The organism is Blattabacterium cuenoti (genome assembly GCF_014252115.1).
Classification (GTDB): domain Bacteria; phylum Bacteroidota; class Bacteroidia; order Flavobacteriales; family Blattabacteriaceae; genus Blattabacterium; species Blattabacterium cuenoti_AK.
This window is the reverse complement of record NZ_CP059211.1, coordinates 53,701-79,859: the sequence shown is the minus strand read 5'-3', so window position 1 is coordinate 79,859 and position 26,159 is coordinate 53,701. Positions and strand designations below refer to the sequence as shown.

Below are 26,159 nucleotides of genomic sequence, written 5' to 3'. Positions count from 1 at the left end.
AATTACATATAAGGATATTTATAATTTTTACTCTCCTGAAAAAAAGGATTTCCTTCAGAATTATTAATTTTTCTTTTACGAAAATTCAAAAACAAAATATAAATAAAAAATCCTCCTATTATTAATAAAAAACCTATCACTTCTAATATGCAAAATTTAATTCCATCATGGATATCTGGAGCTATTAAACTGTACATATTTATGTAATGTCCAACAAGTAATATTAGAGATACTAAAAATACTATTTTGTAATTTGATTTTCTCTTACTACTAAGTAATACAAAAAAAGGAATTAAAAAATTAGGGATTAACACCCAAAAATGTATATATTTCCTTTTTATAAAATATATAACTTCTTCTGGAATATTTCCATACCAATAAAGCAAAAATTGTGAAAACCAAAAATAAGTCCATAACAAGCTTCCAGAAAATAGATATTTACTTAAATCATGTAAATGACTTTTATTAAAAAAAGGAAAATTTCCTATTTTTTTTAAAAAAATGGCTGTAATTGTAATAACACTTATACCTGTTATAATAAAACTACTTAAAACGTACCAACTAAATAAAGTACTGAACCAATGTGGGTTTAAAGACATAATCCAATCCCATATCATAAATATAGAACTAAAAGAAAAAAATATAATAAAAATAATAGATTTGAAATATAATTTTTTATAATCATTTAATGAATATGATGTATATAACCTACAAGATATTCTTTTAATTTTTGAATAAAAAAAACTACATCCTAACATGTAAATTGTGCTTCTCACTAAGAAGAATGGAATATTTAAGAATAATTTTTTGTTTGCAATAATTTTATCATATTTTAAAGAAATAGGATTGTATAAATCAGAATCCATCCAATAAAATATGTGGATAACATCCATTGTATTTAACAAAAGAATTATAAAAATCATTAAAAATCCATATGGTATAAAAGAAGAAATTTCTTCCATAATAGGATGAATAATAACGGACCAACCTGATTTTGATATATTTTGTATACTAAGAAAAAATAAAGCACCTAAAGATATAAAGGTAAAATAAACAATGGAAATATATAATGTTGTCCAACTATCATGATGATTTTCTTTGAAAAAAGTTTTTTTTTCTATTTCTTCAGAAATAGAAAAATTATGTTTTTTATCTATGAACATTTTATCAAAAAAAATGAAAATAAATCCTATTATTATAATAATGATAATTTTTTTATGTATTCTGTGATACATATTTATTTATTTTTTTTACTTTAATTTATTTAGAAATAAAACATATTCTGATACTCTCCATCTATCTACTTCATTTAGTTGAGAAGCATAAGAATTCATATTATTTTTACCATATGTAATAACGTAATAAATACTACCAAGACTAAGATCTCTATCTTTATAATTAGGGATTCCAAAAATTTTTTCGTTTTTTACTAATTCTCCTTCTCCATCCCCATTTTCACCATGACATATGGAACAATTTATTTGATACAATTTTTTTCCTTTTTTTATTGAAATTTCTTTTTTTTCTAAATGTTTGATTGGATTTTGAATTATATTTTTATAATGATTAAATCCTTTAATTTTATTAATATCTACTTTGTAAAATAGATCATTTCTAGAAACGGTTCCCTTTACAGGAAAGAGTGAAGAAGTTTTTCCTTTTAAAAAAAAAGGAATTCCAATTACTTTTTCTTTTCTATAATTAGAATAGGGATCTGAATAAGGTTCATATGCTTCTGAATAATACATATCTGGCATATATACAACATTAGGTTTAGTTTTATCAAACCAACAAGATTCTAAAAAAAATATCATTATAACAATAATAATTTCGTAAAAATATTTATTCATAATTCTTTATTTAGAGAGTATTTTTTTTACTGTAATCTCTATTGCACCATTTTTTTTCAAAATATCGATTAGTTTTTTATCATCTTTTTCAAGATGAATTTCTATTAAAAACATATTATCAGTAGTTCTTCGATCAGGATTTTTTGGAATACGTCCTGGAAATAATTGACCTTGTATAAGGTAATTTATACACATAAAATGTGCAGAAAAAAAAATTGATAGTTCAAATATAATAGGAACAAAAGAAGGGAAACTATTAATCCAAGAAAAAGAGGGTTTTCCTCCAATATTTTGAGGCCAAACCCAAATCATAGTATACCAGGTTAATATGCAAGCTATGCAGAAACCTAATAATCCATATACAAAAGATAAAAAAGACAAGTTTGTTTTTTTTAATTTTAATACTTCATGTAAATTATGAATAGGAAAAGGAGAATAAACTTCATGTATGTTATAATTATAATCCTGTATAACTTTGATACTGTTTATCAACGTATGGTCATTATCATATAATGCATATATATTCATTTTATTCATTATTTTTATTATGATCAGTTTTCAATATTGTTTTTAGTTCTGATTGCGAAATAACAGGAAAAACACGTATATATAATAAATAAAGAGTAAAAAATAGACCAATGGTTCCTATAAAGATTCCAACATCTACAAATGTTGGAATAAATCCAGTCCAAGAAGAAGGAAGATAATCATGACTTAGATTTAAAACAATAATGTCGAATCTTTCAAACCACATTCCAATATTTATAATAATAGCTATAACATAAGACCAAAAAAAACTTCTCCGTATAGACTTAATCCATAAAAACTGCGGAATAATAATATTACAAATAATCAAAGTCCAAAAAGCCCACCAAAATGGTCCTTTAGATGCTTCTAAAGAAAAATAAATAAATTTTTCAAAAGGATTTCCAGAATACCAAGCAAGAATAAATTCTGAAATATAAGCTAATAAAACAATTCCTCCTGTTAATAAAATAATTATATTCATATATTCAATATGATTTATGGTAATATAACTTTCCAGAGAAAGAACTTTTCTTGCTACACCTAATAAAGTTTGAACCATAGCGAATCCTGAAAATATAGCTCCTGCCACAAAATAAGGAGGAAATATTGTACTATGCCAACCTTTAATTACAGAAGTTGAAAAATCAAAAGAAACTATAGTATGTACAGAAAATACTAACGGTGTACATAGACCAGCTAAAACTAAAGATAATTCTTCGAACCTCTGCCAATCTTTTGATGTTCCACCCCATCCAAAACTAAGAATACTATAAATTTTTTTTTGAAAAGGATCTGATATACGGTCTCGTATCATTGCAAAATCTGGAATTAAACCCATAAACCAAAAAACTGTAGAAACAGAAAAATAAGTACTAATTGCAAAAACATCCCACAATAAAGGAGAATTAAAATTTGGCCATAAAGTTCCAAATTGATTTGGAATAGGTAACACCCAATGTGCATTCCATGGTCTTCCCATATGAATAATCGGAAACAGTCCAGCTTGGATTACTGCAAAAATTGTCATTGCTTCTGCTGAACGATTAATAGACAAACGCCATTTCTGACGAAATAATAATAAAACAGCTGAAATCAAAGTACCAGCATGTCCAATTCCAACCCACCAAACAAAATTGGTAATGTCCCATGCCCAATTGACTGTTTTGTTTAAACCCCATACACCTATTCCTGTTCCAATAGTATAAAAAATACATCCTAACCCCCATAAAAAAGCTAAAATGGAAATAAATAAAGATATCCACCATAAATTTCCAGCTTTATTTTTTATAGGATTTAATATGTCATCTGTAATATTTTTATATGTTTTTTTTCCTAAAATTAAAGGTTTCCTTATAGGAGATTCATAATGATTTAACATAATTTTTCTATTTCATTTTTTCTATTTCTAATTTTTAATTGATAAGATACATTAGGCCTTACTCCTATAAAATCTAATAGTTTATAAGATCTAGTATTTTTTATTTTTTTATAAATTAGACTTGTATGATCGTTCGAATCTCCAAAAGTAATAGCTTTGGTAGGACAAGAAACACTACAAGCTGTTTCAAATTCTTCATCTTTAATTTTCCTATTCTCTTTTTTTGCAACTCCTATTACATATTGTGTTCTTTGAATACATAAAGAACACTTTTCCATAATCCCTCTAGTTCTGACTACAACATCTGGATTAAGAACCATTTTTCCTAAAGTATTATTCATATTAAAATCAAATTTTTGATTATTAACATAATTAAACCAATTAAATCGTCTAACTTTATAAGGGCAATTATTTGCACAATAACGAGTTCCTACACAACGATTATAAGTCATCATGTTTTGACCTTGTTTTCCGTGAGAAGTAGCTCCAACTGGACATACAGTTTCACAAGGTGCATGCTCGCAGTGTTGACACATAATTGGTTGAAAAGATATTTTTGGATTTTCATAAATATTTTCTTCATTATCTGAAAAATAATATCTATCTACACGTAACCAATGCATATCTCTAGATTTTTCTATCTCTTCTTTCCCAACAACAGGAACATTATTTTCAGAGTGACATGCGATGATGCAAGCCCCACATCCAATACAAGCATTTAAATCTATGGATAGGTTAAAATGATGTCCATTTTTTTTTTCTTTTTCATGATTTTGATTCCAAATCGAAATTTCTTCTGGAGAAAACATTTCTTTGTTATTTAAAATTTTTTCTTCATCATTCCAGATTTCTTTTGGTTTTTTTAAAAATATATCCAAATTTGTTTCTTTTACTAAAGTTCTTCCTACTGTTGTATGATGTAATTGCACACAAGCAAATTTATGTATCTTGTCTACTTTTTTTATTCGTATATTTTTTTGTATTTTCAGGAAATTTTCATAAACCCTGTAGGCGTTTTTTCCATTAACTAAATTAGCTAATTTTCCTTTTTTTTGACCATAACCGAAAGATAAACCTATAGACCCTATTGCTTGTCCAGGTTGAATAAAAACAGGTATATTCTTAATTATAGTTTCATTATTGTTAATTAGATCTACACAATTAGCATTCAAAGCTCCATCTCCTGAATTCCAATTCTTCAATTCCATTCTATTAGCATCAATAGATGATATAGTTAAGTAGTTATCCCATGTAGTACGTGTAATAGGATCCGGAAGCTCTTGTAACCAAGGATTATTATGATGATATCCATCACCCATGCTAATTTTCGTATATAATCTAAGTTCAAAATTGGAATTTTTATCTTTTTTGTAAATTATCTTTTTTTTATATTTTTGTATTTTATCGTTTTTTTTTCTCAAAAAATAATTTGAAACATATTTTTGATTTTTAGTTTCAACAAAACCATGAAATAAAGCTTCATTAAAAGAAAATACATTAGATTTAGGAATAATATCTCTTTCCCAAGTTTTTTTCAAGTATTCGTAATAATTTTTTTCTTTCATTTCACCCCAAATAATTAAAGAATCTTGAAATTGTCTTGTGTTAAAAATAGATTGAATAGTAGGTTGAATTAGTGTATAAAGATTAGTAACAGGATTAGTATCACCCCAGCATTCCAACCAATGAGGAATAGGTGCTAGAACATCCACAATTTCATTTGTTTCATCTTTTTTTGTGGAAAAAGAAACTGTTAAAGGTATTTTTTTTATATTTTTTTTCAATATTTCAGAAATAGAAATTGGAAGACTATAAACAGGATTTACATCATGAATGAACAAACATCCAATATTTTTTTTTTCCAAATTGTTCAAAAAATTTTTGAATTCATTGTCATTACTTTCCTTTGATAAAAAAAATTTATTTTTTTGTAAAGCAAGACTTTTTATTTTGATATTAATCAAAAAAGATAATTCATAAGATTCTTGATCTCCATCTGCAAGAATAACACTTTTAGGTCCCATTTTATTCATTAATAAAACTATTCTTTCTATATTTTTATCTTTAGTTTTTTTTCCTAAAAAAATAACTTGAAAAAGTTCAAACAACATTTTTTTTATATCAGAAGGTTTTTTAGATAAACGAATATCTGCATTTGCGCCTGTAATTGTCATATTACTTTCTATTTGAATATGTTGCATCATATTTTTTTTAGGAGTTCTGTTAAAAACATAAGATTTAGCCATATTTTCTGGGCTCCAATCTCCTAAAAAATCAGCATCAAATGAAATTATTAATTCTGATTTTTTCAAATCAAAAATAGGAAAACCACGAACTCCAAATATTTCTTCTGAAGCATTTAAAACTTGGGAATATGAAATTGGATCATAGATAATACTTTTAGTAAAAGGATATTTATTTTTAAAGTTTTGAATTAATTTTTTTGTAGAAAAACTTGGAAAAGAATAAGAAAGAAAAATTATATCTTTTTTCGTTTTAGATAAATATTTTAAATGTTTAATAACATAGTTGTCTATTTCTTTCCAAGAACTTTTTTTTCCTTTTAAAAAAGGACCTTTTAACCTTTCTTCATCATAAAGAGATAATAAAGATGATTGGATTCTTGCAGATGTTGTACTAAAATATTTAGAAGAAGAATTAGGTTCTATTTTAATAGGACGACCTTCTCTTGTTTTTACCAAAATACTTCCTATATCAAAAGAATCAATCATTGTTGATGCATAATAATTAGGAACTCCTGGAGTTATATTATCTGGTTTAACAACATAAGGAATAGATTTTATAACTGGACCTTTGCAAGCGGCTAAAGTTACTGAAGCTGTACTAAAACCTATCCATTTAAGAAAATCACGTCTTGATGTTTTTTCTTTAAGTATTTTTTTTATGGGATTATAATTTTCAAATACTTTTTCTTTTTTATCTATTTTCATAATAATTTTTTTAATCACTTCCATTTTATTTTCTTCATTAATAATGACATTTAGCGCATTCTGTTCCCCCAATCATATCCAAAGTTATTTTGTTTTTATTATTTGTGTTTTTTTTTGGAAAATATTCTTTATAATATCGATTACTATTATCTATTTCTACGTTTTTATGACAAGATATACACCATTCCATAGTAAAATCATTACTACACAATTAGCATTCAAAGCTCCATCTCCTGAATTCCAATTCTTCAATTCCATTCTATTAGCATCAATAGATGATATAGTTAAGTAGTTATCCCATGTAGTACGTGTAATAGGATCCGGAAGCTCTTGTAACCAAGGATTATTATGATGATATCCATCACCCATGCTAATTTTCGTATATAATCTAAGTTCAAAATTGGAATTTTTATCTTTTTTGTAAATTATCTTTTTTTTATATTTTTGTATTTTATCGTTTTTTTTTCTCAAAAAATAATTTGAAACATATTTTTGATTTTTAGTTTCAACAAAACCATGAAATAAAGCTTCATTAAAAGAAAATACATTAGATTTAGGAATAATATCTCTTTCCCAAGTTTTTTTCAAGTATTCGTAATAATTTTTTTCTTTCATTTCACCCCAAATAATTAAAGAATCTTGAAATTGTCTTGTGTTAAAAATAGATTGAATAGTAGGTTGAATTAGTGTATAAAGATTAGTAACAGGATTAGTATCACCCCAGCATTCCAACCAATGAGGAATAGGTGCTAGAACATCCACAATTTCATTTGTTTCATCTTTTTTTGTGGAAAAAGAAACTGTTAAAGGTATTTTTTTTATATTTTTTTTCAATATTTCAGAAATAGAAATTGGAAGACTATAAACAGGATTTACATCATGAATGAACAAACATCCAATATTTTTTTTTTCCAAATTGTTCAAAAAATTTTTGAATTCATTGTCATTACTTTCCTTTGATAAAAAAAATTTATTTTTTTGTAAAGCAAGACTTTTTATTTTGATATTAATCAAAAAAGATAATTCATAAGATTCTTGATCTCCATCTGCAAGAATAACACTTTTAGGTCCCATTTTATTCATTAATAAAACTATTCTTTCTATATTTTTATCTTTAGTTTTTTTTCCTAAAAAAATAACTTGAAAAAGTTCAAACAACATTTTTTTTATATCAGAAGGTTTTTTAGATAAACGAATATCTGCATTTGCGCCTGTAATTGTCATATTACTTTCTATTTGAATATGTTGCATCATATTTTTTTTAGGAGTTCTGTTAAAAACATAAGATTTAGCCATATTTTCTGGGCTCCAATCTCCTAAAAAATCAGCATCAAATGAAATTATTAATTCTGATTTTTTCAAATCAAAAATAGGAAAACCACGAACTCCAAATATTTCTTCTGAAGCATTTAAAACTTGGGAATATGAAATTGGATCATAGATAATACTTTTAGTAAAAGGATATTTATTTTTAAAGTTTTGAATTAATTTTTTTGTAGAAAAACTTGGAAAAGAATAAGAAAGAAAAATTATATCTTTTTTCGTTTTAGATAAATATTTTAAATGTTTAATAACATAGTTGTCTATTTCTTTCCAAGAACTTTTTTTTCCTTTTAAAAAAGGACCTTTTAACCTTTCTTCATCATAAAGAGATAATAAAGATGATTGGATTCTTGCAGATGTTGTACTAAAATATTTAGAAGAAGAATTAGGTTCTATTTTAATAGGACGACCTTCTCTTGTTTTTACCAAAATACTTCCTATATCAAAAGAATCAATCATTGTTGATGCATAATAATTAGGAACTCCTGGAGTTATATTATCTGGTTTAACAACATAAGGAATAGATTTTATAACTGGACCTTTGCAAGCGGCTAAAGTTACTGAAGCTGTACTAAAACCTATCCATTTAAGAAAATCACGTCTTGATGTTTTTTCTTTAAGTATTTTTTTTATGGGATTATAATTTTCAAATACTTTTTCTTTTTTATCTATTTTCATAATAATTTTTTTAATCACTTCCATTTTATTTTCTTCATTAATAATGACATTTAGCGCATTCTGTTCCCCCAATCATATCCAAAGTTATTTTGTTTTTATTATTTGTGTTTTTTTTTGGAAAATATTCTTTATAATATCGATTACTATTATCTATTTCTACGTTTTTATGACAAGATATACACCATTCCATAGTAAAATCATTAGACATTTCTATTGTATCCATTTTTTGAACTTCTCCATGACATGCATTACAGACTGTACTTACTTTTTTCAATTTTTTAATTGTCTTTTCACCTGTTATGATATGTTGAGAATGATCAAAATAGACAAAATCTGGCATATTATGAATACGTACCCACTGAATGGGTTGGGTTTTTCTAGAATATTTTCTTGTTTCCGGATTCCATCCTACAGCCTGATATATTTTTTGTATTTCTTGATTGTATTCATGTCTACTTTTTCCTTTTTCTAAATAATCCCCGTTATATTCATGAATAGTAATATGACAATTCATACAAACATTAACTGAAGGAATTCCAGATATTTTACTATATTTTGCAGAAGAATGACAGTATTGACAATCAATTTTGTTAATTTCAGAATGAATTTTATGAGAAAAATAAATAGGTTGTATAGGTTTATAACCTTTATTAACATCTATTTTCATTAAAAAATACCAAATTTCATATATTCCAAATAACAAAAAAAAACCTGTAAAACAAAAACATAAGAACCACTTTCTTTTATTATTTTCTAGTATTTTTCTGTATAAAATATTTATTCTTAAAGAGAGTTTAGTAAAAAAAGAAATTTTTATTTCTCCTTCATTTTTTTTATTTAGTCTAACTAGAATTTGGATTCTATACAAAATCCAAAATAGAATTATAGATAAAATCCCAAAATAAAAAATAATTAATTTGACTAAAAAATTTTTTTCTTCTTTATTATTTTCATTTATTTCATCGGTTTTATTTATTTCATGATTTTGATTTTCTTTTTTTTTTCTTAAATCTGGGTTTTCTGCAATAAAAGATAATATATCATCTATTTGTTTTTCGGAAAATTGAGAAAAAGAATTCATTTCTATATTTCCATATTCTTTATAAATTTTTATAGCTTCTTTATCTCCATTTTCTCTTAAAGATTTATTATCTTTAATCCATTGATGTAACCATTTTCGACTTCTTTTTTCAGTTATTCCGTATAGAGCAGGTCCTATCATTTTTTTCTTTAATTCTATAGAATGACATGCTGTGCAATTTTTTTTAAAAAGATTAATTCCATTTTCGATGTCTCCTACAATAATATCAGAAGCTTTTAATTTATCTTCTTTAAAAAAGAAGAAAAAAAGAGAAAAAATGAAAATAAAAAACGAAATTTTTCTCATACTCGTAAAATAGATTCATAATATTTTTTACATAGACAAAAATAAAAGAAAAAAATTCCATTTTTTGGAAAAAAAAAATCGTAAATTTCTTTTTTCTTCTAACTTTGTTCCATGAATAGGTTTTATTTTTTTTTCTTAATGTTAGCAATTATGATAATTAATCATTTAGAATCCAGTGATTTTAATCATTTAAAAAAATCGTATAAAATTAAATTTTTTGAAGAAAAACTATCAAATGGTTTACATGTTATTCTGCATCAAGATCACACGAACCCTTTGGTTTCTATTTCCGTACTGTATCATGTAGGAAGTAAAAACGAAACTCCTGGAAAATCAGGGTTTGCTCATTTTTTCGAACATCTTATGTTTGAAGGATCTAAAAATATAAAAAGGGGAGAATATTTTAAATATATAGCTTCTAATGGAGGAAAAAACAATGCATATACAAATTATGATGAGACTTGTTATTACGAAGTATTACCATCTGATCGTCTTCCATTAGCTTTGTGGTTAGAATCGGAAAGAATGCTTCATGCTAAAGTTGATAAGACGAGTATTAATACACAAAGAGAAGTAGTAAAAGAAGAAAAAAAAATGCGTATAGAAAATCAACCATACACAAAAGCTATATCAGAAATTATTCCTTCTTTATTGTTTAAAAAACATCCATATAAATATCCAATTATTGGATTTGATAATGATTTAAATACTGCTTCAGAAAAAGATTACAAAGAATTTTATAAAACTTATTATGTTCCAAATAATGCTGTTTTAGTTGTATCAGGTGATTTTGATATGAATGAAGCTAGAAAATTAATTAAAAATTATTTTGCATCTATTCCTAAAGGAAATAGGAATTTTAGAATGAAAAAAATAGAAGAAGATCCGATAAAAAAAGAAATATTTTCCACTTATGTAGATAAAAACACTAAAGTTCCTGGAGTATTTTTATCATATAGAATTCCCAATTTAACAAACCAAGATTCTTATGTATTAAAAATTATTGATCATGTATTATCATCTGGAGAAAGTTCTCGTATTATGAAAAGTATTGTGAATACAAAACAAATGGCTTCCTATGCTGGTTCATTTTTAGATACAATGGAGGACTATGGTATTTTCATTATATATGGATTAATTAATCCTGGAATCACATTAGATCAATTGACAAAAATAATTGATGAGGAAATAGATCTTTTAAAGGAAAAAGGAATTACAAAATATGAATTGGAAAAACAAATTAATTATTTCGAAAAAAAATTTATTTCCGATAATTATTCTATGAGTGGAATAACAGAAAATTTATCTCATTATTATTTATATTACCATAATGCAGATTTGATTAATACTGATATAGAAAGATATAAAAAAATATCTATAGAAGATATAAAAAAAATTGCTAACAAATATTTAAATAAAAATAGTAGAGTTCGTTTATATAATGTTCCAAATAAAAATAACACAAATAAATAAATTTTTTATAAGATTTGTTTTTATTCTAATAATTTTTTTTCATACAACAATTATGTTTGCTCATACATTTAATCGAAATAAGCCACCTATATCTCTTAAAAGAAAAACTACAATAAATATAGAGAAACCTAAATTTTTTCAAATGAAAAATGGTTTAAAAGTTATAATTGTAGAAAACCATAAACTTCCTTTAGTCAGAGTTGGATTAGAATTAGATTGTAACCCGTCTTTAGAGAAAGATAAGGCGGGAATAAAAAAAATTTTAGGTCAGATGCTTCGTTCCGGTACGAAAAATCGCACTAAAGAAGAATTAGATGAGATTATTGATTATATGGGATGTAGTTTATATACTTCTTTTTCTGAAGTATCTATTTTTACTATGAAAAAGTATTTAAGTAAATCTGTATCTATAATGAGTGATATTTTAATGAATAGTAAATTTGATAATTCTAAAGAATTAGATAAAATAATTAAACAAAGAATTATAGATATTAATCTTGCAGAAAAGGATCCAAATTCTATTTTACAAAGAGTCCGAAATATTTTATATTTCGGAAAAAGTCATCCTTATGGAGAATATGAAACTTATGATACGATTAAAAATATCACTCTTCATGATATAAAAAAACTGTACGAAAAGTATTATGTACCCAACATATCCTATCTTTCTTTTATTGGAGATATATCTCAAAAAGAAGCAGAAAAATTATGTAACATTTATTTTTCTAAATGGGAAAAAAAATCATACACAGATGATCTTGTTACTAAAGAATATATGATTACATCCGAAATAGAAATAGATATTGTTGATGTTCCTTCTTTAAGCCAATCTACAATTTGTTTTGGAGGACCGGTATCTTTGAGGAAAAATGATTCTGAATATTTTCCTTCTATATTAGCAAACGGTATTTTAGGAGGAGGACCTCAAAGTCGTTTATTTTTAAATCTTAGAGAGAAAAAAGCTTATACATATGGAGCTTATTCTATATTAAAATCAGATAAAAATATTGGTTATTTTTCAGTTTATACCCAAGTAAGAAATGAAGTAACAGAAAAAGCTATAAAAGATATTATAAAAGAAATTAAGGAAATAACTACTGCAAAAAAAATTTCTTTGGAAGAATTGAAAATAAAGAAAAAAGAAATAAGTGGTCAGTTCATTCTTGATTTTGAAGATCCCAATAGGATTAGTGATCTTTTTATATGTGAATTGAAAAATAATCTTCCAGACGGATTTTATAAAAATTATTTAAATAAAATCGAATCAGTTAAGATAGGTGATGTTCATCAATCATGCCGGAAATTTTTTTTTCCAAAAAATGGAAGGATTATAATTATTGGAAAAGCTAGTGACATATTGCCTAATCTAAAAAAATTAGGTTATCCTATTCGTTATTTTGACCAATTTGGATCCTTAATAAATAAAGATGAATAATAAATATAATCTTTTAGAGGATCATATTATTTCTATATTAAAAAATATATATGACCCAGAAATTTCGGTAGATATTTATGAATTGGGTTTGATTTATGATATTAAAATTTTCAAAAAAAATCAAGTAAAAATAGTAATGACTTTAACTTCACCTAACTGTCCAATAGCGGAAAGTTTACCTTTATTAGTTAAAGAAAAAGTACAATCTATAAGAGAAATAGAAAAAGTAAATGTAATTTTGACATTTGATCCACCTTGGAGTAAGGAATTTATGAGTGAAGAAGCACGTTTAGAATTGGGTTTATTATAAATTTTTTTGAATATGAGTATTTTCAGTTTGCTATTTTATATAATTTTAGCACTTTTAATTTTTTCTTTTTTTTCTAGCTTTGTTTTTATAGTAAATCAAGAGACCACAGCCATCCTTGAAAGAATGGGTAAATTTCATAGTGTTTGTTATGCTGGATTGAATTTTAAGCTTCCTATTATAGATAATATTGTAGGAAAACTTACATTAAAAATTCAACAGTTAGATGTATTAGTAGATACAAAAACAAAAGATAATGTATTTGTGAAAGTAAAGGTATCAGTTCAATTCAAAGTTATAGAAGATAAAGTTTATGAAGCTTTCTACAAATTAGATAATTCTCATGCTCAAATCACTTCTTATATATTTGATGTTGTTAGAGCGGAAGTACCAAAAATGAGATTAGATGATGTTTTTGAACGGAAAGACCATATTGCTATTGCTGTTAAAGGAGAATTGGAAGGTTCTATGTTAGATTATGGATATTCCATAATTAAAGCATTAGTTACAGATCTGGACCCAGATGAACAAGTAAAACAAGCGATGAATCGTATTAATACAGCTGAAAGGGAAAAAGTTGCTGCAGAGTATAAAGCAGAAGCTGATAGAATAAAAATTGTAGCTAAAGCAAAAGCAGAAGCTGAAAGTAAAAAGTTACAAGGAAAAGGAACAGCAGATCAACGTAGAGAAATAGCTAGAGGAATTTTAGAATCAGTAGAAGTATTAAATAATGTAGGAATTAATTCACAAGAAGCTTCTGCTTTGATTGTTGTTACCCAACATTATGATACTTTACAATCTATGGGAGAAAGTGGAAATACTAATTTAATTTTATTACCAAATTCACCAGGATCAGCTAATGAAATGTTAAATAACATGATTACTTCATTTAATATTTCTAATCAAATTGGAGAAACTCTTAAAAAAAAGAATAACAATAAAAAGTAAAAAAATAAATTTTAATTTTCATGGAAATCACAGGGATAGTTAAAAAACTATTTAATATTCAAAAATTTGATAGTGGATTTCAAAAAAGAGAAATTGTTCTTACCACTGAAGAACCATATCCTCAAAATATATTAGTTGAATTTATTCAAGATAAAGTGGATTTATTGAAAAATATAAAGCCAAAAGATAAAATAAAAATTTTTATCAATATTCGAGGAAGAGAATGGACAAATACCGAAGGTATTGTTAGATATTTTAATTCCATTCAAGGATGGAAAATAGAACATTATTCTACAGAAACTTCAAATAAACCTCCAATTACACCTAGTTCTTTATCGTCTGATGATTTTGATGATTTACCTTTTTAATAAATTATTGAACAATAGTTTTTGATAGATAATATCTTTTTTTAAATCCCATTTTTGGGATGGAGAATATTCTTTAGCATAAGAAATAATTTGAAAATGAAGTTTCTTCCAGTTTTTTTTTTTAAAAAGACGTTTTGCATCTTGTTCTGTTTGTTTCACATTTTTTCCATTACTCAATTTCCAACGAAACATCATCCTATGAATATGTGTATCCACGGGAAATACATATTTATTAGATACATGAGATAAAAAAACAGAAGCTGTTTTATGTCCTACTCCAGGTAAAGATTCTAAAATAGAAATATCTTTAGGAATAACTCCATGATATTTATTTATTAAAATAACGGATAAGTCATAAATATTTTTAGATTTTATATTATAAAGTCCTATATTTTTTATTATATTTTTTATATTTTCAATGGAAAGATAAATTGTATCCATAGGAGTACGTATTTTTCTAAATAAAACTTTTGTTATTTCATTTACTTTTTTTTCTTTACTTCTAGCGGTTAATATTATGGATATTAGTAGAGTGTATTCGTTGATATAGTAAAGAGTATTATTTGGATTAGGATATAATAAATCCAATGTTTTTTCGATAATTTTTATTTTTCTTGAAAAAAAATCATTTCTTTTCATTTTTTTTTTTATGAATTGATACTTCTACATTATCATTATTTTTATTCATTCTCAATAAAATTTTATCTCCTTTTTTTAATTTTTCACTAATTATGTATTCTGATATAGGATTTTTTATAAATTTTTCCATTGCTCTTTTCAAAGGACGTGCTCCATATTTTTGATCGAATCCTTTTTTTTGAATAAAATATATTACTTTAGGATGTAGTTCCAATTCATAACCTAAGTTGAATACATGAAGAATTGTTTTTTTTAATTCAATATAAGTTATTTTCGATATATCTTCTTTTGTAAGAGAATTAAAAATAATAACATCATCTATTCTATTTAGGAATTCAGGAGAAAAGGTTCGATTTAAAGATTTTTCTAATATATTTTTAATGTAATTACTTGATTTTCTAGCTTTAGTTTGAAATCCAATACCTTTACCAAATTCTTTTAATTGTTGTGTTCCTGTATTTGATGTAAAAATTATTACGGTGTTTTTAAAATTTATTTTTCTTCCAATACTATCTGTAACACATCCATAATCTAATATTTGCAATAGAATATTAAAAACATCATGATGTGCTTTTTCTATTTCATCTAGTAATATAACAGAATAAGGCCTACGGCGTATAATTTCCGTTAATTGTCCTCCCTCCTCATAACCTACATAACCTGGAGGAGCTCCTATTAATCTAGATACAGAAAATTTTTCCATATACTCACTCATGTCTATACGAACTAGTGATTCTTCTGAATCAAATAATTCTTTAGCAAAAATTTTTGCTAGGAAAGTTTTTCCTACTCCTGTTTGTCCTAAAAAAATAAAAGAACCTATAGGAGTATTAGGATCTTTTAAGCCAGTTCTATTTCTTTGAACTGCTTTTACTATTTTTTCTACAGCTTCATCCTGTCCGATTATCTTTTCTTTTAATGTATCTATCATTTTGCTCAATTTTTTCATTTCAGCTTGAGCTATTTTATTTACCGGAATTCCACTCATCATAGATACCACTTCTTCAACATTTTCTTCGGAAACAATTTCTTTATTTTTTTTAGAAGATTCCTCCCAATTTTTTTGTGCTTCTATTAATCGTTTTTCTATACGTTTTTCTGTATCACGTAAATGTGCTGCTTCTTCATATTTCTGACTCTTGACAACTTTAGATTTCTCTTTTCTAATACTTTCTAATTCTTTTTCTAAAAGAACTATTTCTTGTGGAACTTTTATATTTTTAATATGAACACGGGATCCGGATTCATCTAATGCATCAATCGCTTTATCTGGTAAAAATCGATCTACAATATATTTTACAGTAAGAGATACACAAGATTTTATAGCTTCATCTGTATAAATAACATTATGATGACTCTCATATTTTCCTTTTATTCTTTTTAAAATTTCTATAGTTTCCTTTTCAGAAGAGGGTTGCACAATAATTTTTTGAAATCTTCTTTCTAATGCACCATCTTTTTCTATATATTGTCTATACTCATTTAATGTAGTAGCTCCAATACATTGGATATCACCTCTTGCTAATGCAGGTTTGAATATGTTTGAAGCATCTAGTGAACCTGTAGTTCCTCCTGCTCCAATCAGAGTGTGAATCTCATCGATAAAAAGAATTAATCCTGAATTTTTTTCTGATTCATTTATAATAGCTTTCATTCTTTCCTCAAATTGACCTCTATACTTAGTTCCAGCAACTAAACTTGCTAAATCTAGTAGTACGACTCTTTTATTATATAATACTCTAGAAACTTTTTTTTGTACAATACGTAATGCTAATCCTTCAACAATAGCAGATTTTCCGACACCAGGTTCTCCTATAAGAAGAGGGTTATTTTTTTTTCTTCTACTCAATATTTGAGATACACGTTCAACTTCTTTATCTCTACCTACTACTGGATCTAGTTTACCTTCCATAGCTACAGAATTTAGATCTCTTCCGAAATTATCCAAAACCGGAGTTTTACTTTTTATACCTCCATAATATCCAGAACCTGTTCCACTTCCTCCAGATCCGTAAGAAGAAGAACCTTCATTTTCGATATCTTCATCTGAATAAGCAGAAGAAAAAAAAAGTTTTTTTTTATTGCTTGACGAATAATGATAATGATAAATCATAAGTTAAAACCATTAAAAAAAAGAAAATACATATAAAAATATCAAAAATAGATGAAATACCTTTATTTATTATTTTTTATTCCAATTTCATAGTGAGGAAATTTTTAAATTAAACCGTTCTATTAATGTTTCTATTAATTTATTTTTTTGATATAAAAGATTGTATTGTTCTATTATATCTGAATTTTTTTTTATTATTTCAAATTCTAAATGTGGATTATTAAATTTATATTTAAAATATTTCAAAATTTGAATTAAGAAAAAACTATGATTTCCTAGTTTAGATGGAATAACGAAAAAAATTTTGTTTTTTTCTATTTTAAATTGTATTTCATTTTTTAAAAAATATAAATAAACAGGATTTATTTTTTCATAAAATTTTTGAATGAAAATTATCCAATTTTTTTGTAAAAATTGAATTTTTTCATTTTTTTCTTGATGGAGTTTTTCATTTTTTTTTTCTTCCTCTACTAAAAAAGAATTTTTATTTTCATGAGAATAAAATAAATATGCTAATTGTATTAAATAAATTTCAATAGTTAATCTATAATTCTGATTTAATTTTTCATACTCTGTTTTTAATTTTAAACAAATATTCAAAGCATTCATTAATAAGAAATAAGATATTTTTTTTGATTGTTCAATATAAGAAAATATTATATCCTTTTTATATTTCAAAATAGGAATTGTTTCATAATTTTTAGATAGAAATAAATTTCTAAAATGTTTAATTAATCCTATCATTAAATTATAATAATCAATTTTAGATTGTGAAATTTGATCCAACAGAATGAATATTTTATGTATTTTTTTATCTAAAAGATAATCTATTATTTTAAAATAATATTTTATATTAATAATTCTCAATCTTTTCATTATAAATTCTTTAGATATTTTAAATTCACTCCCATTATATAAAATTATTTTATCTAACAAATAAAGAGCTTTTTTAACAGATCCTTTTACATGTTTGGATAAAATCAATAATGCTTCATTTTCTATTACTATATTTTCTTTTTCAGAGATCATTTTCAAGTGTAAAAAAATTTCTTTTGTGGAAATACTTTTAAATTCATAAACTTGACAACGTGACAAAATAAATTTCGGTGCTTTTTTTTCTTCTGTTGCACAAAAAATAAATAATACATGCGTATGTCTTTCTTCTATAAATTTTAAAAATAAATAAAAAATAGTTTGAGGAAATAAATGTAAATTATTAATGATAAATGTATTATACTTTCCTGTTTTAGGAAGAGAACGGACTCGGTTGATTATTTTACAAATATGTTCTAATGAATTATTAAAAAGTCCATTAATCTCAAACTTATTTAAAAAAAAATCTTTTAATTCTGAAAAAGAATTTAATTCATTTGATAAAATTTGTGCACATGTATTTTTTCCAACCCCTTCTGGACCAAAAAAAAATAAAATTTTAGATAAACGATTTTCTTGTATTGCTTTTTTTAAAATAAAAATTGCATCCTGTTGTCCTATTACTTCATTCCATTTTAATGGTTTATATTTATCAGATAATACAGGAAAAACTTTTTTCATATAGAAATTTTAGATTAAATGTGTAATATTTTTTGAATTTTATTAGCCGCTTCTTTCAAAGTATCAGTTGAATAAATAGGTAATAAACTATCTCTAATCAATTTTTTCGCTATTTCCTCATTTGTTCCTTGTAAACGAACAACTACAGGAATTTTTATTTTCTGATAAATTTTTGAATAAGAACTTATGATTCCTTCTGCAACTGTATCACAACGTACAATTCCACCAAATATGTTGATTAATATTGTTTTTACGGATTTATCTTTTAATATTATATAAAAAGCTTTTTCTACACGTTTCTGATCAGCAGAACCTCCAATATCTAGAAAATTAGCAGGAATTCCTCCACAAAGTTTAATCATATCCATAGTTGCCATTGCTAATCCAGCTCCATTTACCATACATCCTACATTTCCTTCCAATTTTAAAAAATTTAATCTTGCTTCAGTTGCCTCTTTCTCAATTGTATTAATATCATCTCTCTCATTTAGAGATTCATATTCTTTATGACGAAAGAAAGCATTATCATCCAAAATAATTTTTACATCAACTGGTATAAATTTTTGATCAAATGTTTTTATTAAAGGATTAATTTCTAATAATAATGCATCACAATTTATATAGGTTTTATAAAGTGAAAATAAAAAAATACTAAACTTTTTTAAAATATCACTATTATGAATTCCTAAATTCAATCCAATTTTTCTTGTTTGAAATAATTGGAGACCCAATATTGGATCTATTATTTCTGTATGTATTTTATTTGGATTTGTCTTTGACAAATATTCTATATTTATTCCACCTTCCTTAGAATAAAGAATCATATTTTTTTCTATCTCACGATTCAGTAATATTGACAAATAATATTCTACTGTTGAAGTGGGTTCTGAATAATAAACGTCTTCAGACAACAAAATTTTTCTAACTAATTCTCCTTTTTTGGAAGTTTGAGGTGTTATCAAAAATTTTCCTAAAATATTTTTTGACTTCTCATAAACTTCATCCAAATTTTTTACTATTTGAATACCACCTGCTTTTCCTCGTCCTCCAGCATTAATTTGAGCTTTAATAACTAAAGAATTTTTTCTAGTTCTTTTAAAAAGAATATTAGCAACTTTCACTGCTTCTTCAGGAGAAGTAGCTAACATTCCATCAGGAACTTGAATTGAAAAAGAATTCAATATTTCTCTTCCTTGGTATTCATGTAAATTCATTAGAAAATAATTTTATTTTTAAAGTAAATTTAAACTAAAAAATAAAGAAGAATTTTAAATTTACGAAAAAATGATTCAGGCTAAAAATATTTACAAATATTTTGGAAAAGATGAAATTTTAAAAGGAGTGTCTTTAAGAATAAAGGAGGGAACTATGGTGTGTATTTTAGGAGAATCTGGAGCAGGAAAAAGCACTTTACTACACATCTTAGGAACTTTAGAAAAACCAACTGTAAGAAAAAAAATAGAAACTAGTATAAAAATAAATAAAGAAGAGATATTATCTCTTACAGATGAAAAACTTTCTATTTTAAGAAATCAAATAATAGGATTTATATTTCAAACTCCTCAACTTCTTCCTGAATTTACTGTATTAGAAAATATTTGTTTACCAGGTTTTATAAATAAAAAAAAGAAAAAAAAATATGTAAAAGAAAAAGCTATAAATTTATTAAATCAATTTAAACTATCTAAATATGAAAATTCAAAAATAGAAGAATTATCTGGAGGACAAAAACAGAAAGTATCTGTAGCCAGGGCATTAATCAATGATCCAAAAATCATTTTTGCGGATGAACCTTCCGGTAATTTAGATATACAAAATGCAAAAGAATTGCATAATTTTTTTTCTTTACTTAACCGTAAGTTTAAACAAACTTTTTTAATTGTAACTCATAATCTAAAATTAGCAAATATGGCTGATAAAAAACTAAAAATAAAAAATGGAGTAATACATAATATGGATTAATAAAAATATTTTATGCTTTTAAAAAATCAACTTTCTATAAAACACATTATAAAAAAAACTACGAGTGGAAATGAAAATATTCTTTTTTTAATGATTCATGGATATGGTAGTAATGAAAGGGATCTTTTTTCTTTAAAAGAAGATCTTCCCAAAAATTTTTTTATAATTAGTATTCAAGGTTTCTATTCTATTGGAATAGATAAGTATTCTTGGTATGATATAGATTTTCAAAATGAAAAGAAATTTATTAATATCATACAGGCTAAAAAAACTGTTGATAAAATATCATTCTTTATACATGAGGCTATAAAAGAGTATAAATTAAAAGAAAAACCAGTATGGATATGTGGTTTTAGTCAAGGAGCTATTTTAAGCTATGCTATTGCATTAAAAAATTATGATAAAATAAAAAAAATAATAGCATTAAGTGGATATTTAGAAAATAGTCTTTTGACAGAAAAAATCAATCATTTTAACGATTTAGAGTTTTTTATATCTCATGGAAAATATGATACTATAATTCCTATAAATTGGGTAAAAAGAGGATTAAAATTTTTGAAGAAAAAAAAAATACTTTCTTTCTTTTATAAAGAGTATGAAACTGGTCATACTTTATGTGATCTAAATTATCAAGATTTGATCAATTGGATTAAAAAAAAACATGTTTGTATTTAACATTAATTCAAAAAAATTTGAATCATGAATAAATATTCAAAAATAGGGTTTTTCATATTTATTTTATTGGGATCTATTTTTTTGTTTTTTAAAAAAAATTATTTATTTGGATGTATTTTACTCTTATTAAGCTTAATTCCTATTTTCCTGATTTTTAGAAACGAATTTTTGTTATTATCTTTTTTTAAAATAAGAAATAAGGATATGAAAGGATTAAAAAAATATTTGAGATATATTAAAAATCCAAAATCACAATTGACTAAAAATCAGATAGCTTATTATTATTTCTTAAACGGAATTTTATATTCCGAAAACAATATTTTTAAATCTGAGAATTATATGAAAAAAGCTCTAGATTTAGGGTTAAAATTTAATCAAAATATAGCTATTGCCAAACTGAATTTGGCAATAGCATCTTTATCAAAAGGAAATAAGAAAAGAGCAGAACTTTTACTATTAGAAGCAAAAAAAATGGATGTTTCTGGTTTACTACAAAACCAAATTAAAACTATAAAAATGAAAATGAAAAAAATAAATACAGGAAATATAAACAAACCTAATCCTTATGTAAGGAGGAAATTTTAATTCTATAGAGTTTATAATTCTAGTTTTTTATAAATATCTTTTTCATTTCCTCCTATCAAAAATTTTATTGGATTTTCTATAAATTCTTTAATAGAGACTAAAAATCCTACGGATTCTTTTCCATCAATGATTCTATGATCATAAGATAAAGCTAAATACATGATAGGACGAATTTCAGTAGTTCCATTAATTGCTACAGGTCTATCCATAATTTTATGCATACCTAATATAGCACTTTGTGGTGGATTAATAATAGGAGTCGATAACATAGACCCAAAAACACCTCCATTAGTAATAGTAAAAGTGCCACCTGTCATCTCATCTATAGAAATTGTTCCATTTTTAACCCGTATTGATAACTTATTTATTTCTTGTTCTATTCCACGAAATGATAAATGTTCTGCATTTCTAATAACAGGAACCATTAATCCTTTAGGACCAGATATGGCTATACTAATATCATAATATTCAAAATTGATTTTTTCTTGTCCCCTAATTGTAGCATTGATATCAGGATAAAGTTGTAATGCTTTAACACAGGATATAGTAAAAAAAGACATCAATCCTAAATTGACTCCATGTTTTTTTTTGAAAATATCTTTGTATTTTTTTCTAATTAGAAAAATTTCTGACATGTCTACTTCATTAAATGTAGTGAGAGAAGCGGTTTTATTTTTTGCATCAACTAACCTTTCGGATATTTTTCTTCTTAGAAGAGAAAGAGGAGTTATTTTTTTAGATCTATACGTTGTAATAGATCTATCTATGTTATCAGAAACAAAAGATGTTTCATTTTTTTCTAAATAAGAAATACAATCTTTTTTTGTAATTCTACCATGTTTTCCAGTTCCTTGAATAGATTCAACAGAAATATTATTTTCTTTTAAAATTTTTTTTGAAGCTGGAGAAAGGATTTTAGAGTTTTTACAAAAAGATTCTTTTTGTTCATGATCAATTTTATTTATATGTTTTTTTATTACTTCTTTTTTATCTTGAGAAGTATTAATAATACATAAAATATTTCCAACTTGTATTCTTTCTCCTTTTTTTGCTATTAAAGTAATTATTCCGTTTTCTTCTGCAGACACTTCCAAAGTAGCTTTATCTGAATCTATCTCTGCTATCGTTTGACCTTTATGAACATAATCTCCATTTTTTACGAGCCATGAGGAAACTTCTACCTCTGTAATTGATTCTCCTGGAGAAGGAACTTTGACCTGTATTATCATAATTTAAATTTTAAAAAAAAGCCTTTTTTAATATTTTATTTTGAATTCTTAAAAAATCGGAATAAGATCCTGTAGATGGACTAGAACTTTCAGATGGAGCTATTAAATTGAATGAAATAAAACTACCTATTTTTCTTAAAATAAAATTCCATAATCCCATATTTTCTGGCTCTTCTTGTACCCAAAAAATTTCTTTTCTATTTTTATATTTTTTTATAATCTTCTCAATTTTTTCCATATTCAATGGATATATTTGCTCGATTCGAACTAATGCAGTTTTTTCATCTTGAATAGATTCTTTTTCATTTAGCAGCTCATAATATATTTTTCCAGAACAAAAAATTAATTTTGTAATTTTGTTTACATCCTTTACGTAAGGATCATCCAATATTTCATGAAATATTCCTGTAGAAAGATCTTGTATCGTAGATAAACATTTTGTATTTCTAAGTAAACTTTTAGGAGTAAAAATTATAAGAGGTTTTCGAAATTTTAATTTCATCTGTCTCCTTAAAAGATGATAAAAGTTAGCTGGATTTGTACAGTTAACTACAAATAAGTTATTTTTAGCGCAAAGTTGTAAATAGCGTTCAATACGTGCAGAAGAATGTTCCGGTCCTTGACCTTCATATCCATGAGGTAATAACAATACAATTCCATTTCTAATCTTCCATTTATCTTCTCCAGAAGAAATATATTGATCTATTATGATTTGTCCTCCATTTGCAAAATCTCCAAATTGAGCTTCCCATAAAGTTAAAACATGGGGAGAATACATAGCATATCCATAATCAAATCCTAAGACTCCATATTCTGAAAGAGGAGAATTAAAAATTTGTATTTTTCCTTGTTCTTTACATATTTGATTAAGAAGAATAATTTCTTCTTCTTTTTCTGTTTTCACAACAGCATGACGTTGTGAAAATGTTCCTCTGGCAACATCTTCTCCTGATAAACGAATATTAACTCCTTCATATAAAAGTGTTCCATAAGCTAATAACTCTGCCATACTCCAATCCACCAACTCTTTTTTTATCATTTCTAATCTCTGTCTAAAAATGAATTCTGTTTTTTTAAAGAATTTTTTCTTTTTGGGAAGAGAAAAAATTTTATTAGATATTTTTATGATATTTTCCATGGAAAATCGTGTATCAACTTTTTTAAAAAGTTCTTCATTTTTAGATACTATAGGAAAATTTTTCCACTCTTCTTCCAAAAAAGAATTTAACACGTTCCATTTAATATTATTTGTTTCATGATATTTCATATGAAGAATATTTTCATATTCTTTTTCCATCTTTTTTACATCATTATCATCAATAATTTTTTCTTTTTCTAATTTTGTTTTATACAGATTATAAGAATTAGGATGTTTGGATATAGCTTGATATAAAGAAGGTTGAGTAAATCTAGGTTCGTCTCCTTCATTATGACCATATTTTCTATATCCTAATAAATCTATGAAAACATCTTCATGATAACGCATTCTAAAATCTACAGCAAAATAAATAGCTCTAACAACTGATTCTATATCATCTGCATTTACATGTAATACTGGTAACATAAGAATCTTTGCAATGTCAGTACAATATATACTGGAACGTCCTTCAGTATAATTTGTGGTAAATCCTATTTGATTGTTAATTACAATATGAATTGTTCCCCCAGTTTTATATCCTTTTAATTGAGATAATTGAAGTACTTCATACACAATTCCTTGACAGGATAATGCTGCATCTCCATGAATTAAAATAGGAATAATTTTTTTTGAATTACTATTTTGATTATAGATAATATCTATTTTAGCTCGTGTAATTCCTTCTACAATAGAATCTACAGATTCTAAATGAGAAGGATTAGGTACTAAATTCATTTTAACCAATCTACCTTTACGAGTTTTTCTGATTCTTGAAAATCCTAAATGATATTTAACATCTCCAGAAAAAGTTTTATCTTTGTATTCTTTTCCTTGAAATTCGCTAAATATATAAGAATAATTTTTTTGAAAAAAATTGGAAAGTATGTTTAAACGACCTCTATGTGACATTCCAATTATAAACTCCTCAGTGAGATATTTATCAGACGTATATTCTATTATCTCTTCTAATGCAGGTAGCGTTGATTCATTTCCTTCTATTGAAAATCTTTTTTGCCCTACAAATTTTGTGTGAATAAAATTTTCAAATGTAATTGCCTCATTTAATTTTTTCAAAAAAAATTTTTTTTCTTCTGGAGAAAATTGTAATTTTTCTCTGTAAAACCATTTTTCAATCCACTGAATTTTTTCAGGATTAGAAATGTACATATATTCGATCCCTATCGATCCACAATATATTTTTTTTAAATGATTAATTATATTTCTTAAGGAAGTTTTTCCTATACCTATTAATTTTCCAGATTCAAAATCTGTATCTAGTTCTTTTTCAGATAATCCAAAATTTTTAAAATCTAAAGAATAAGAATGTTTTCTTCTCTTTTGTATAGGATTTGTATTTGTAAAAAAGTGACCTCTTTTTCTATAAGTGTCAATCAAATTACATACTAAAAATTCTCTTTTAAAAATATCATTCTTTGATTTAACATCATCATCTAGTTTTATGATATGGTTATAGTTTTCTTTTCCGAAATCAAATCCATGAAAAAAAGCACTCCAACTAGATTCTACTGAATTAGGGTTCTCCTTAAATTTGTTATATAGAAATTCTATATCTTTTAAATCAATGGCATTTAGAAAAGAATATCTATTATCATTCATATACTATTTTTTACTTCAAAT

Annotated in this window: 21 protein-coding genes; 8 read left to right on the top strand and 13 right to left on the bottom strand. The window is 25.0% G+C overall.

Annotation, left to right across the window (positions count from 1 at the left end):
• Nucleotides 1-2: 2 nt before the first annotated feature.
• The 7 genes from H0H44_RS00320 to H0H44_RS00290 all read right to left on the bottom strand — a co-directional run bounded on the left by H0H44_RS00320 (nucleotide 3) and on the right by H0H44_RS00290 (nucleotide 10,095).
• Nucleotides 3-1,235, bottom strand: a complete 1,233-nt coding sequence (locus H0H44_RS00320) for a hypothetical protein (protein WP_185871701.1) — start codon at nucleotides 1,233-1,235, stop codon at nucleotides 3-5.
• 15 nt (nucleotides 1,236-1,250) lie between these two features.
• The gene (locus H0H44_RS00315) at nucleotides 1,251-1,850 is read right to left on the bottom strand and encodes a c-type cytochrome (RefSeq protein WP_185871700.1); all 600 of its coding nucleotides are present in this window, start codon (nucleotides 1,848-1,850) and stop codon (nucleotides 1,251-1,253) included.
• A 6-nt stretch (nucleotides 1,851-1,856) separates the two neighbouring features.
• Nucleotides 1,857-2,387: a DUF3341 domain-containing protein gene (locus tag H0H44_RS00310; protein WP_185871699.1), complete on the bottom strand. Its 531-nt coding sequence runs from the start codon at nucleotides 2,385-2,387 to the stop codon at nucleotides 1,857-1,859.
• Complete coding sequence (nrfD, locus tag H0H44_RS00305; RefSeq protein ID WP_185871698.1) at nucleotides 2,380-3,756, bottom strand: NrfD/PsrC family molybdoenzyme membrane anchor subunit; 1,377 nt, start codon at nucleotides 3,754-3,756, stop codon at nucleotides 2,380-2,382. The genes H0H44_RS00310 and nrfD overlap by 8 nt, the downstream gene beginning before the upstream one ends.
• A complete protein-coding gene (locus tag H0H44_RS00300) occupies nucleotides 3,750-6,707 on the bottom strand; it encodes a 4Fe-4S dicluster domain-containing protein (protein ID WP_185871919.1) in 2,958 nt (985 codons plus the stop codon). The genes nrfD and H0H44_RS00300 overlap by 7 nt, the downstream gene beginning before the upstream one ends.
• Before the next feature lie 156 nt (nucleotides 6,708-6,863).
• Nucleotides 6,864-8,708, bottom strand: coding sequence for a molybdopterin-dependent oxidoreductase family protein (locus H0H44_RS00295; RefSeq protein WP_238786150.1), 1,845 nt, complete (start codon nucleotides 8,706-8,708; stop codon nucleotides 6,864-6,866).
• Nucleotides 8,709-8,745: 37 nt separating this feature from the next.
• On the bottom strand, nucleotides 8,746-10,095 hold the full coding sequence (locus H0H44_RS00290) for a c-type cytochrome (protein ID WP_185871697.1): 1,350 nt from the start codon (nucleotides 10,093-10,095) through the stop codon (nucleotides 8,746-8,748).
• Between the two features lie 111 nt (nucleotides 10,096-10,206).
• On the opposite strand from H0H44_RS00290, the gene H0H44_RS00285 reads away from it, so the two are divergent.
• From H0H44_RS00285 to H0H44_RS00265, 5 genes are read left to right on the top strand one after another with little or no spacing between them, the layout of a single operon-like run.
• Entirely contained in the window at nucleotides 10,207-11,568 is a 1,362-nt protein-coding gene (locus H0H44_RS00285; RefSeq protein WP_185871696.1) for a M16 family metallopeptidase, read from the top strand.
• Nucleotides 11,569-11,620: 52 nt separating this feature from the next.
• Nucleotides 11,621-13,003: a M16 family metallopeptidase gene (locus tag H0H44_RS00280; protein WP_238786138.1), complete on the top strand. Its 1,383-nt coding sequence runs from the start codon at nucleotides 11,621-11,623 to the stop codon at nucleotides 13,001-13,003.
• On the top strand, nucleotides 12,996-13,313 hold the full coding sequence (locus tag H0H44_RS00275; protein ID WP_185871694.1) for an iron-sulfur cluster assembly protein: 318 nt from the start codon (nucleotides 12,996-12,998) through the stop codon (nucleotides 13,311-13,313). The genes H0H44_RS00280 and H0H44_RS00275 overlap by 8 nt, the downstream gene beginning before the upstream one ends.
• 12 nt (nucleotides 13,314-13,325) lie before the next feature.
• Nucleotides 13,326-14,258, top strand: coding sequence for an SPFH domain-containing protein (locus H0H44_RS00270; protein ID WP_185871693.1), 933 nt, complete (start codon nucleotides 13,326-13,328; stop codon nucleotides 14,256-14,258).
• 20 nt (nucleotides 14,259-14,278) lie between these two features.
• Nucleotides 14,279-14,626: a DUF3127 domain-containing protein gene (locus H0H44_RS00265; RefSeq protein WP_185871692.1), complete on the top strand. Its 348-nt coding sequence runs from the start codon at nucleotides 14,279-14,281 to the stop codon at nucleotides 14,624-14,626.
• On the opposite strand, the gene H0H44_RS00260 is transcribed toward H0H44_RS00265, so the two are convergent.
• From H0H44_RS00260 to sucC, 4 genes are all read right to left on the bottom strand, one after another.
• On the bottom strand, nucleotides 14,615-15,265 hold the full coding sequence (locus H0H44_RS00260) for an endonuclease III domain-containing protein (RefSeq protein WP_185871691.1): 651 nt from the start codon (nucleotides 15,263-15,265) through the stop codon (nucleotides 14,615-14,617). The two genes, H0H44_RS00265 and H0H44_RS00260, sit on opposite strands and share 12 nt — an antisense overlap.
• Nucleotides 15,252-17,378, bottom strand: a complete 2,127-nt coding sequence (locus H0H44_RS00255; RefSeq protein ID WP_185871690.1) for an ATP-dependent Clp protease ATP-binding subunit — start codon at nucleotides 17,376-17,378, stop codon at nucleotides 15,252-15,254. The genes H0H44_RS00260 and H0H44_RS00255 overlap by 14 nt, the downstream gene beginning before the upstream one ends.
• 87 nt (nucleotides 17,379-17,465) lie before the next feature.
• Nucleotides 17,466-18,932 (bottom strand): AAA family ATPase, encoded by a 1,467-nt coding sequence (locus H0H44_RS00250; protein ID WP_185871689.1) that lies wholly within the window; start codon nucleotides 18,930-18,932, stop codon nucleotides 17,466-17,468.
• 14 nt (nucleotides 18,933-18,946) lie between these two features.
• Nucleotides 18,947-20,146: an ADP-forming succinate--CoA ligase subunit beta gene (gene sucC, locus H0H44_RS00245; RefSeq protein ID WP_185871688.1), complete on the bottom strand. Its 1,200-nt coding sequence runs from the start codon at nucleotides 20,144-20,146 to the stop codon at nucleotides 18,947-18,949.
• Between the two features lie 70 nt (nucleotides 20,147-20,216).
• On the opposite strand from sucC, the gene H0H44_RS00240 reads away from it, so the two are divergent.
• The 3 genes from H0H44_RS00240 to H0H44_RS00230 are packed head-to-tail and all read left to right on the top strand — an operon-like array spanning nucleotide 20,217 to nucleotide 22,154.
• On the top strand, nucleotides 20,217-20,894 hold the full coding sequence (locus tag H0H44_RS00240; protein ID WP_185871687.1) for an ABC transporter ATP-binding protein: 678 nt from the start codon (nucleotides 20,217-20,219) through the stop codon (nucleotides 20,892-20,894).
• Nucleotides 20,895-20,906: 12 nt separating this feature from the next.
• Nucleotides 20,907-21,569: an alpha/beta hydrolase gene (locus H0H44_RS00235; protein WP_185871686.1), complete on the top strand. Its 663-nt coding sequence runs from the start codon at nucleotides 20,907-20,909 to the stop codon at nucleotides 21,567-21,569.
• A 24-nt stretch (nucleotides 21,570-21,593) separates the two neighbouring features.
• Nucleotides 21,594-22,154 (top strand): hypothetical protein, encoded by a 561-nt coding sequence (locus H0H44_RS00230; protein WP_185871685.1) that lies wholly within the window; start codon nucleotides 21,594-21,596, stop codon nucleotides 22,152-22,154.
• Between the two features lie 11 nt (nucleotides 22,155-22,165).
• Here the strand turns inward: H0H44_RS00230 and odhB are convergent, their stop codons facing one another.
• Together odhB and H0H44_RS00220 are read right to left on the bottom strand one after the other, a co-directional pair.
• Entirely contained in the window at nucleotides 22,166-23,383 is a 1,218-nt protein-coding gene (gene odhB, locus H0H44_RS00225) for a 2-oxoglutarate dehydrogenase complex dihydrolipoyllysine-residue succinyltransferase (RefSeq protein WP_185871684.1), read from the bottom strand.
• A gap of 10 nt (nucleotides 23,384-23,393) precedes the next feature.
• Nucleotides 23,394-26,138, bottom strand: coding sequence for a 2-oxoglutarate dehydrogenase E1 component (locus H0H44_RS00220; RefSeq protein ID WP_185871683.1), 2,745 nt, complete (start codon nucleotides 26,136-26,138; stop codon nucleotides 23,394-23,396).
• Between the last annotated feature and the right edge of the window lie 21 nt (nucleotides 26,139-26,159).

Bases quoted from the DNA above. Each gene is read 5' to 3' on its own strand.
- H0H44_RS00320 (WP_185871701.1), bottom strand. From the start codon at position 1,235: ATGTATCACAGAATACATAAAAAAATTATCATTATTATAATAATAGGA.
- H0H44_RS00315 (WP_185871700.1), bottom strand. From the start codon at position 1,850: ATGAATAAATATTTTTACGAAATTATTATTGTTATAATGATATTTTTT.
- H0H44_RS00310 (WP_185871699.1), bottom strand. From the start codon at position 2,387: ATGAATAAAATGAATATATATGCATTATATGATAATGACCATACGTTG.
- nrfD (WP_185871698.1), bottom strand. From the start codon at position 3,756: ATGTTAAATCATTATGAATCTCCTATAAGGAAACCTTTAATTTTAGGA.
- H0H44_RS00300 (WP_185871919.1), bottom strand. From the start codon at position 6,707: ATGAAAATAGATAAAAAAGAAAAAGTATTTGAAAATTATAATCCCATA.
- H0H44_RS00295 (WP_238786150.1), bottom strand. From the start codon at position 8,708: ATGAAAATAGATAAAAAAGAAAAAGTATTTGAAAATTATAATCCCATA.
- H0H44_RS00290 (WP_185871697.1), bottom strand. From the start codon at position 10,095: ATGAGAAAAATTTCGTTTTTTATTTTCATTTTTTCTCTTTTTTTCTTC.
- H0H44_RS00285 (WP_185871696.1), top strand. From the start codon at position 10,207: ATGAATAGGTTTTATTTTTTTTTCTTAATGTTAGCAATTATGATAATT.
- H0H44_RS00280 (WP_238786138.1), top strand. From the start codon at position 11,621: ATGTTTGCTCATACATTTAATCGAAATAAGCCACCTATATCTCTTAAA.
- H0H44_RS00275 (WP_185871694.1), top strand. From the start codon at position 12,996: ATGAATAATAAATATAATCTTTTAGAGGATCATATTATTTCTATATTA.
- H0H44_RS00270 (WP_185871693.1), top strand. From the start codon at position 13,326: ATGAGTATTTTCAGTTTGCTATTTTATATAATTTTAGCACTTTTAATT.
- H0H44_RS00265 (WP_185871692.1), top strand. From the start codon at position 14,279: ATGGAAATCACAGGGATAGTTAAAAAACTATTTAATATTCAAAAATTT.
- H0H44_RS00260 (WP_185871691.1), bottom strand. From the start codon at position 15,265: ATGAAAAGAAATGATTTTTTTTCAAGAAAAATAAAAATTATCGAAAAA.
- H0H44_RS00255 (WP_185871690.1), bottom strand. From the start codon at position 17,378: ATGATTTATCATTATCATTATTCGTCAAGCAATAAAAAAAAACTTTTT.
- H0H44_RS00250 (WP_185871689.1), bottom strand. From the start codon at position 18,932: ATGAAAAAAGTTTTTCCTGTATTATCTGATAAATATAAACCATTAAAA.
- sucC (WP_185871688.1), bottom strand. From the start codon at position 20,146: ATGAATTTACATGAATACCAAGGAAGAGAAATATTGAATTCTTTTTCA.
- H0H44_RS00240 (WP_185871687.1), top strand. From the start codon at position 20,217: ATGATTCAGGCTAAAAATATTTACAAATATTTTGGAAAAGATGAAATT.
- H0H44_RS00235 (WP_185871686.1), top strand. From the start codon at position 20,907: ATGCTTTTAAAAAATCAACTTTCTATAAAACACATTATAAAAAAAACT.
- H0H44_RS00230 (WP_185871685.1), top strand. From the start codon at position 21,594: ATGAATAAATATTCAAAAATAGGGTTTTTCATATTTATTTTATTGGGA.
- odhB (WP_185871684.1), bottom strand. From the start codon at position 23,383: ATGATAATACAGGTCAAAGTTCCTTCTCCAGGAGAATCAATTACAGAG.
- H0H44_RS00220 (WP_185871683.1), bottom strand. From the start codon at position 26,138: ATGAATGATAATAGATATTCTTTTCTAAATGCCATTGATTTAAAAGAT.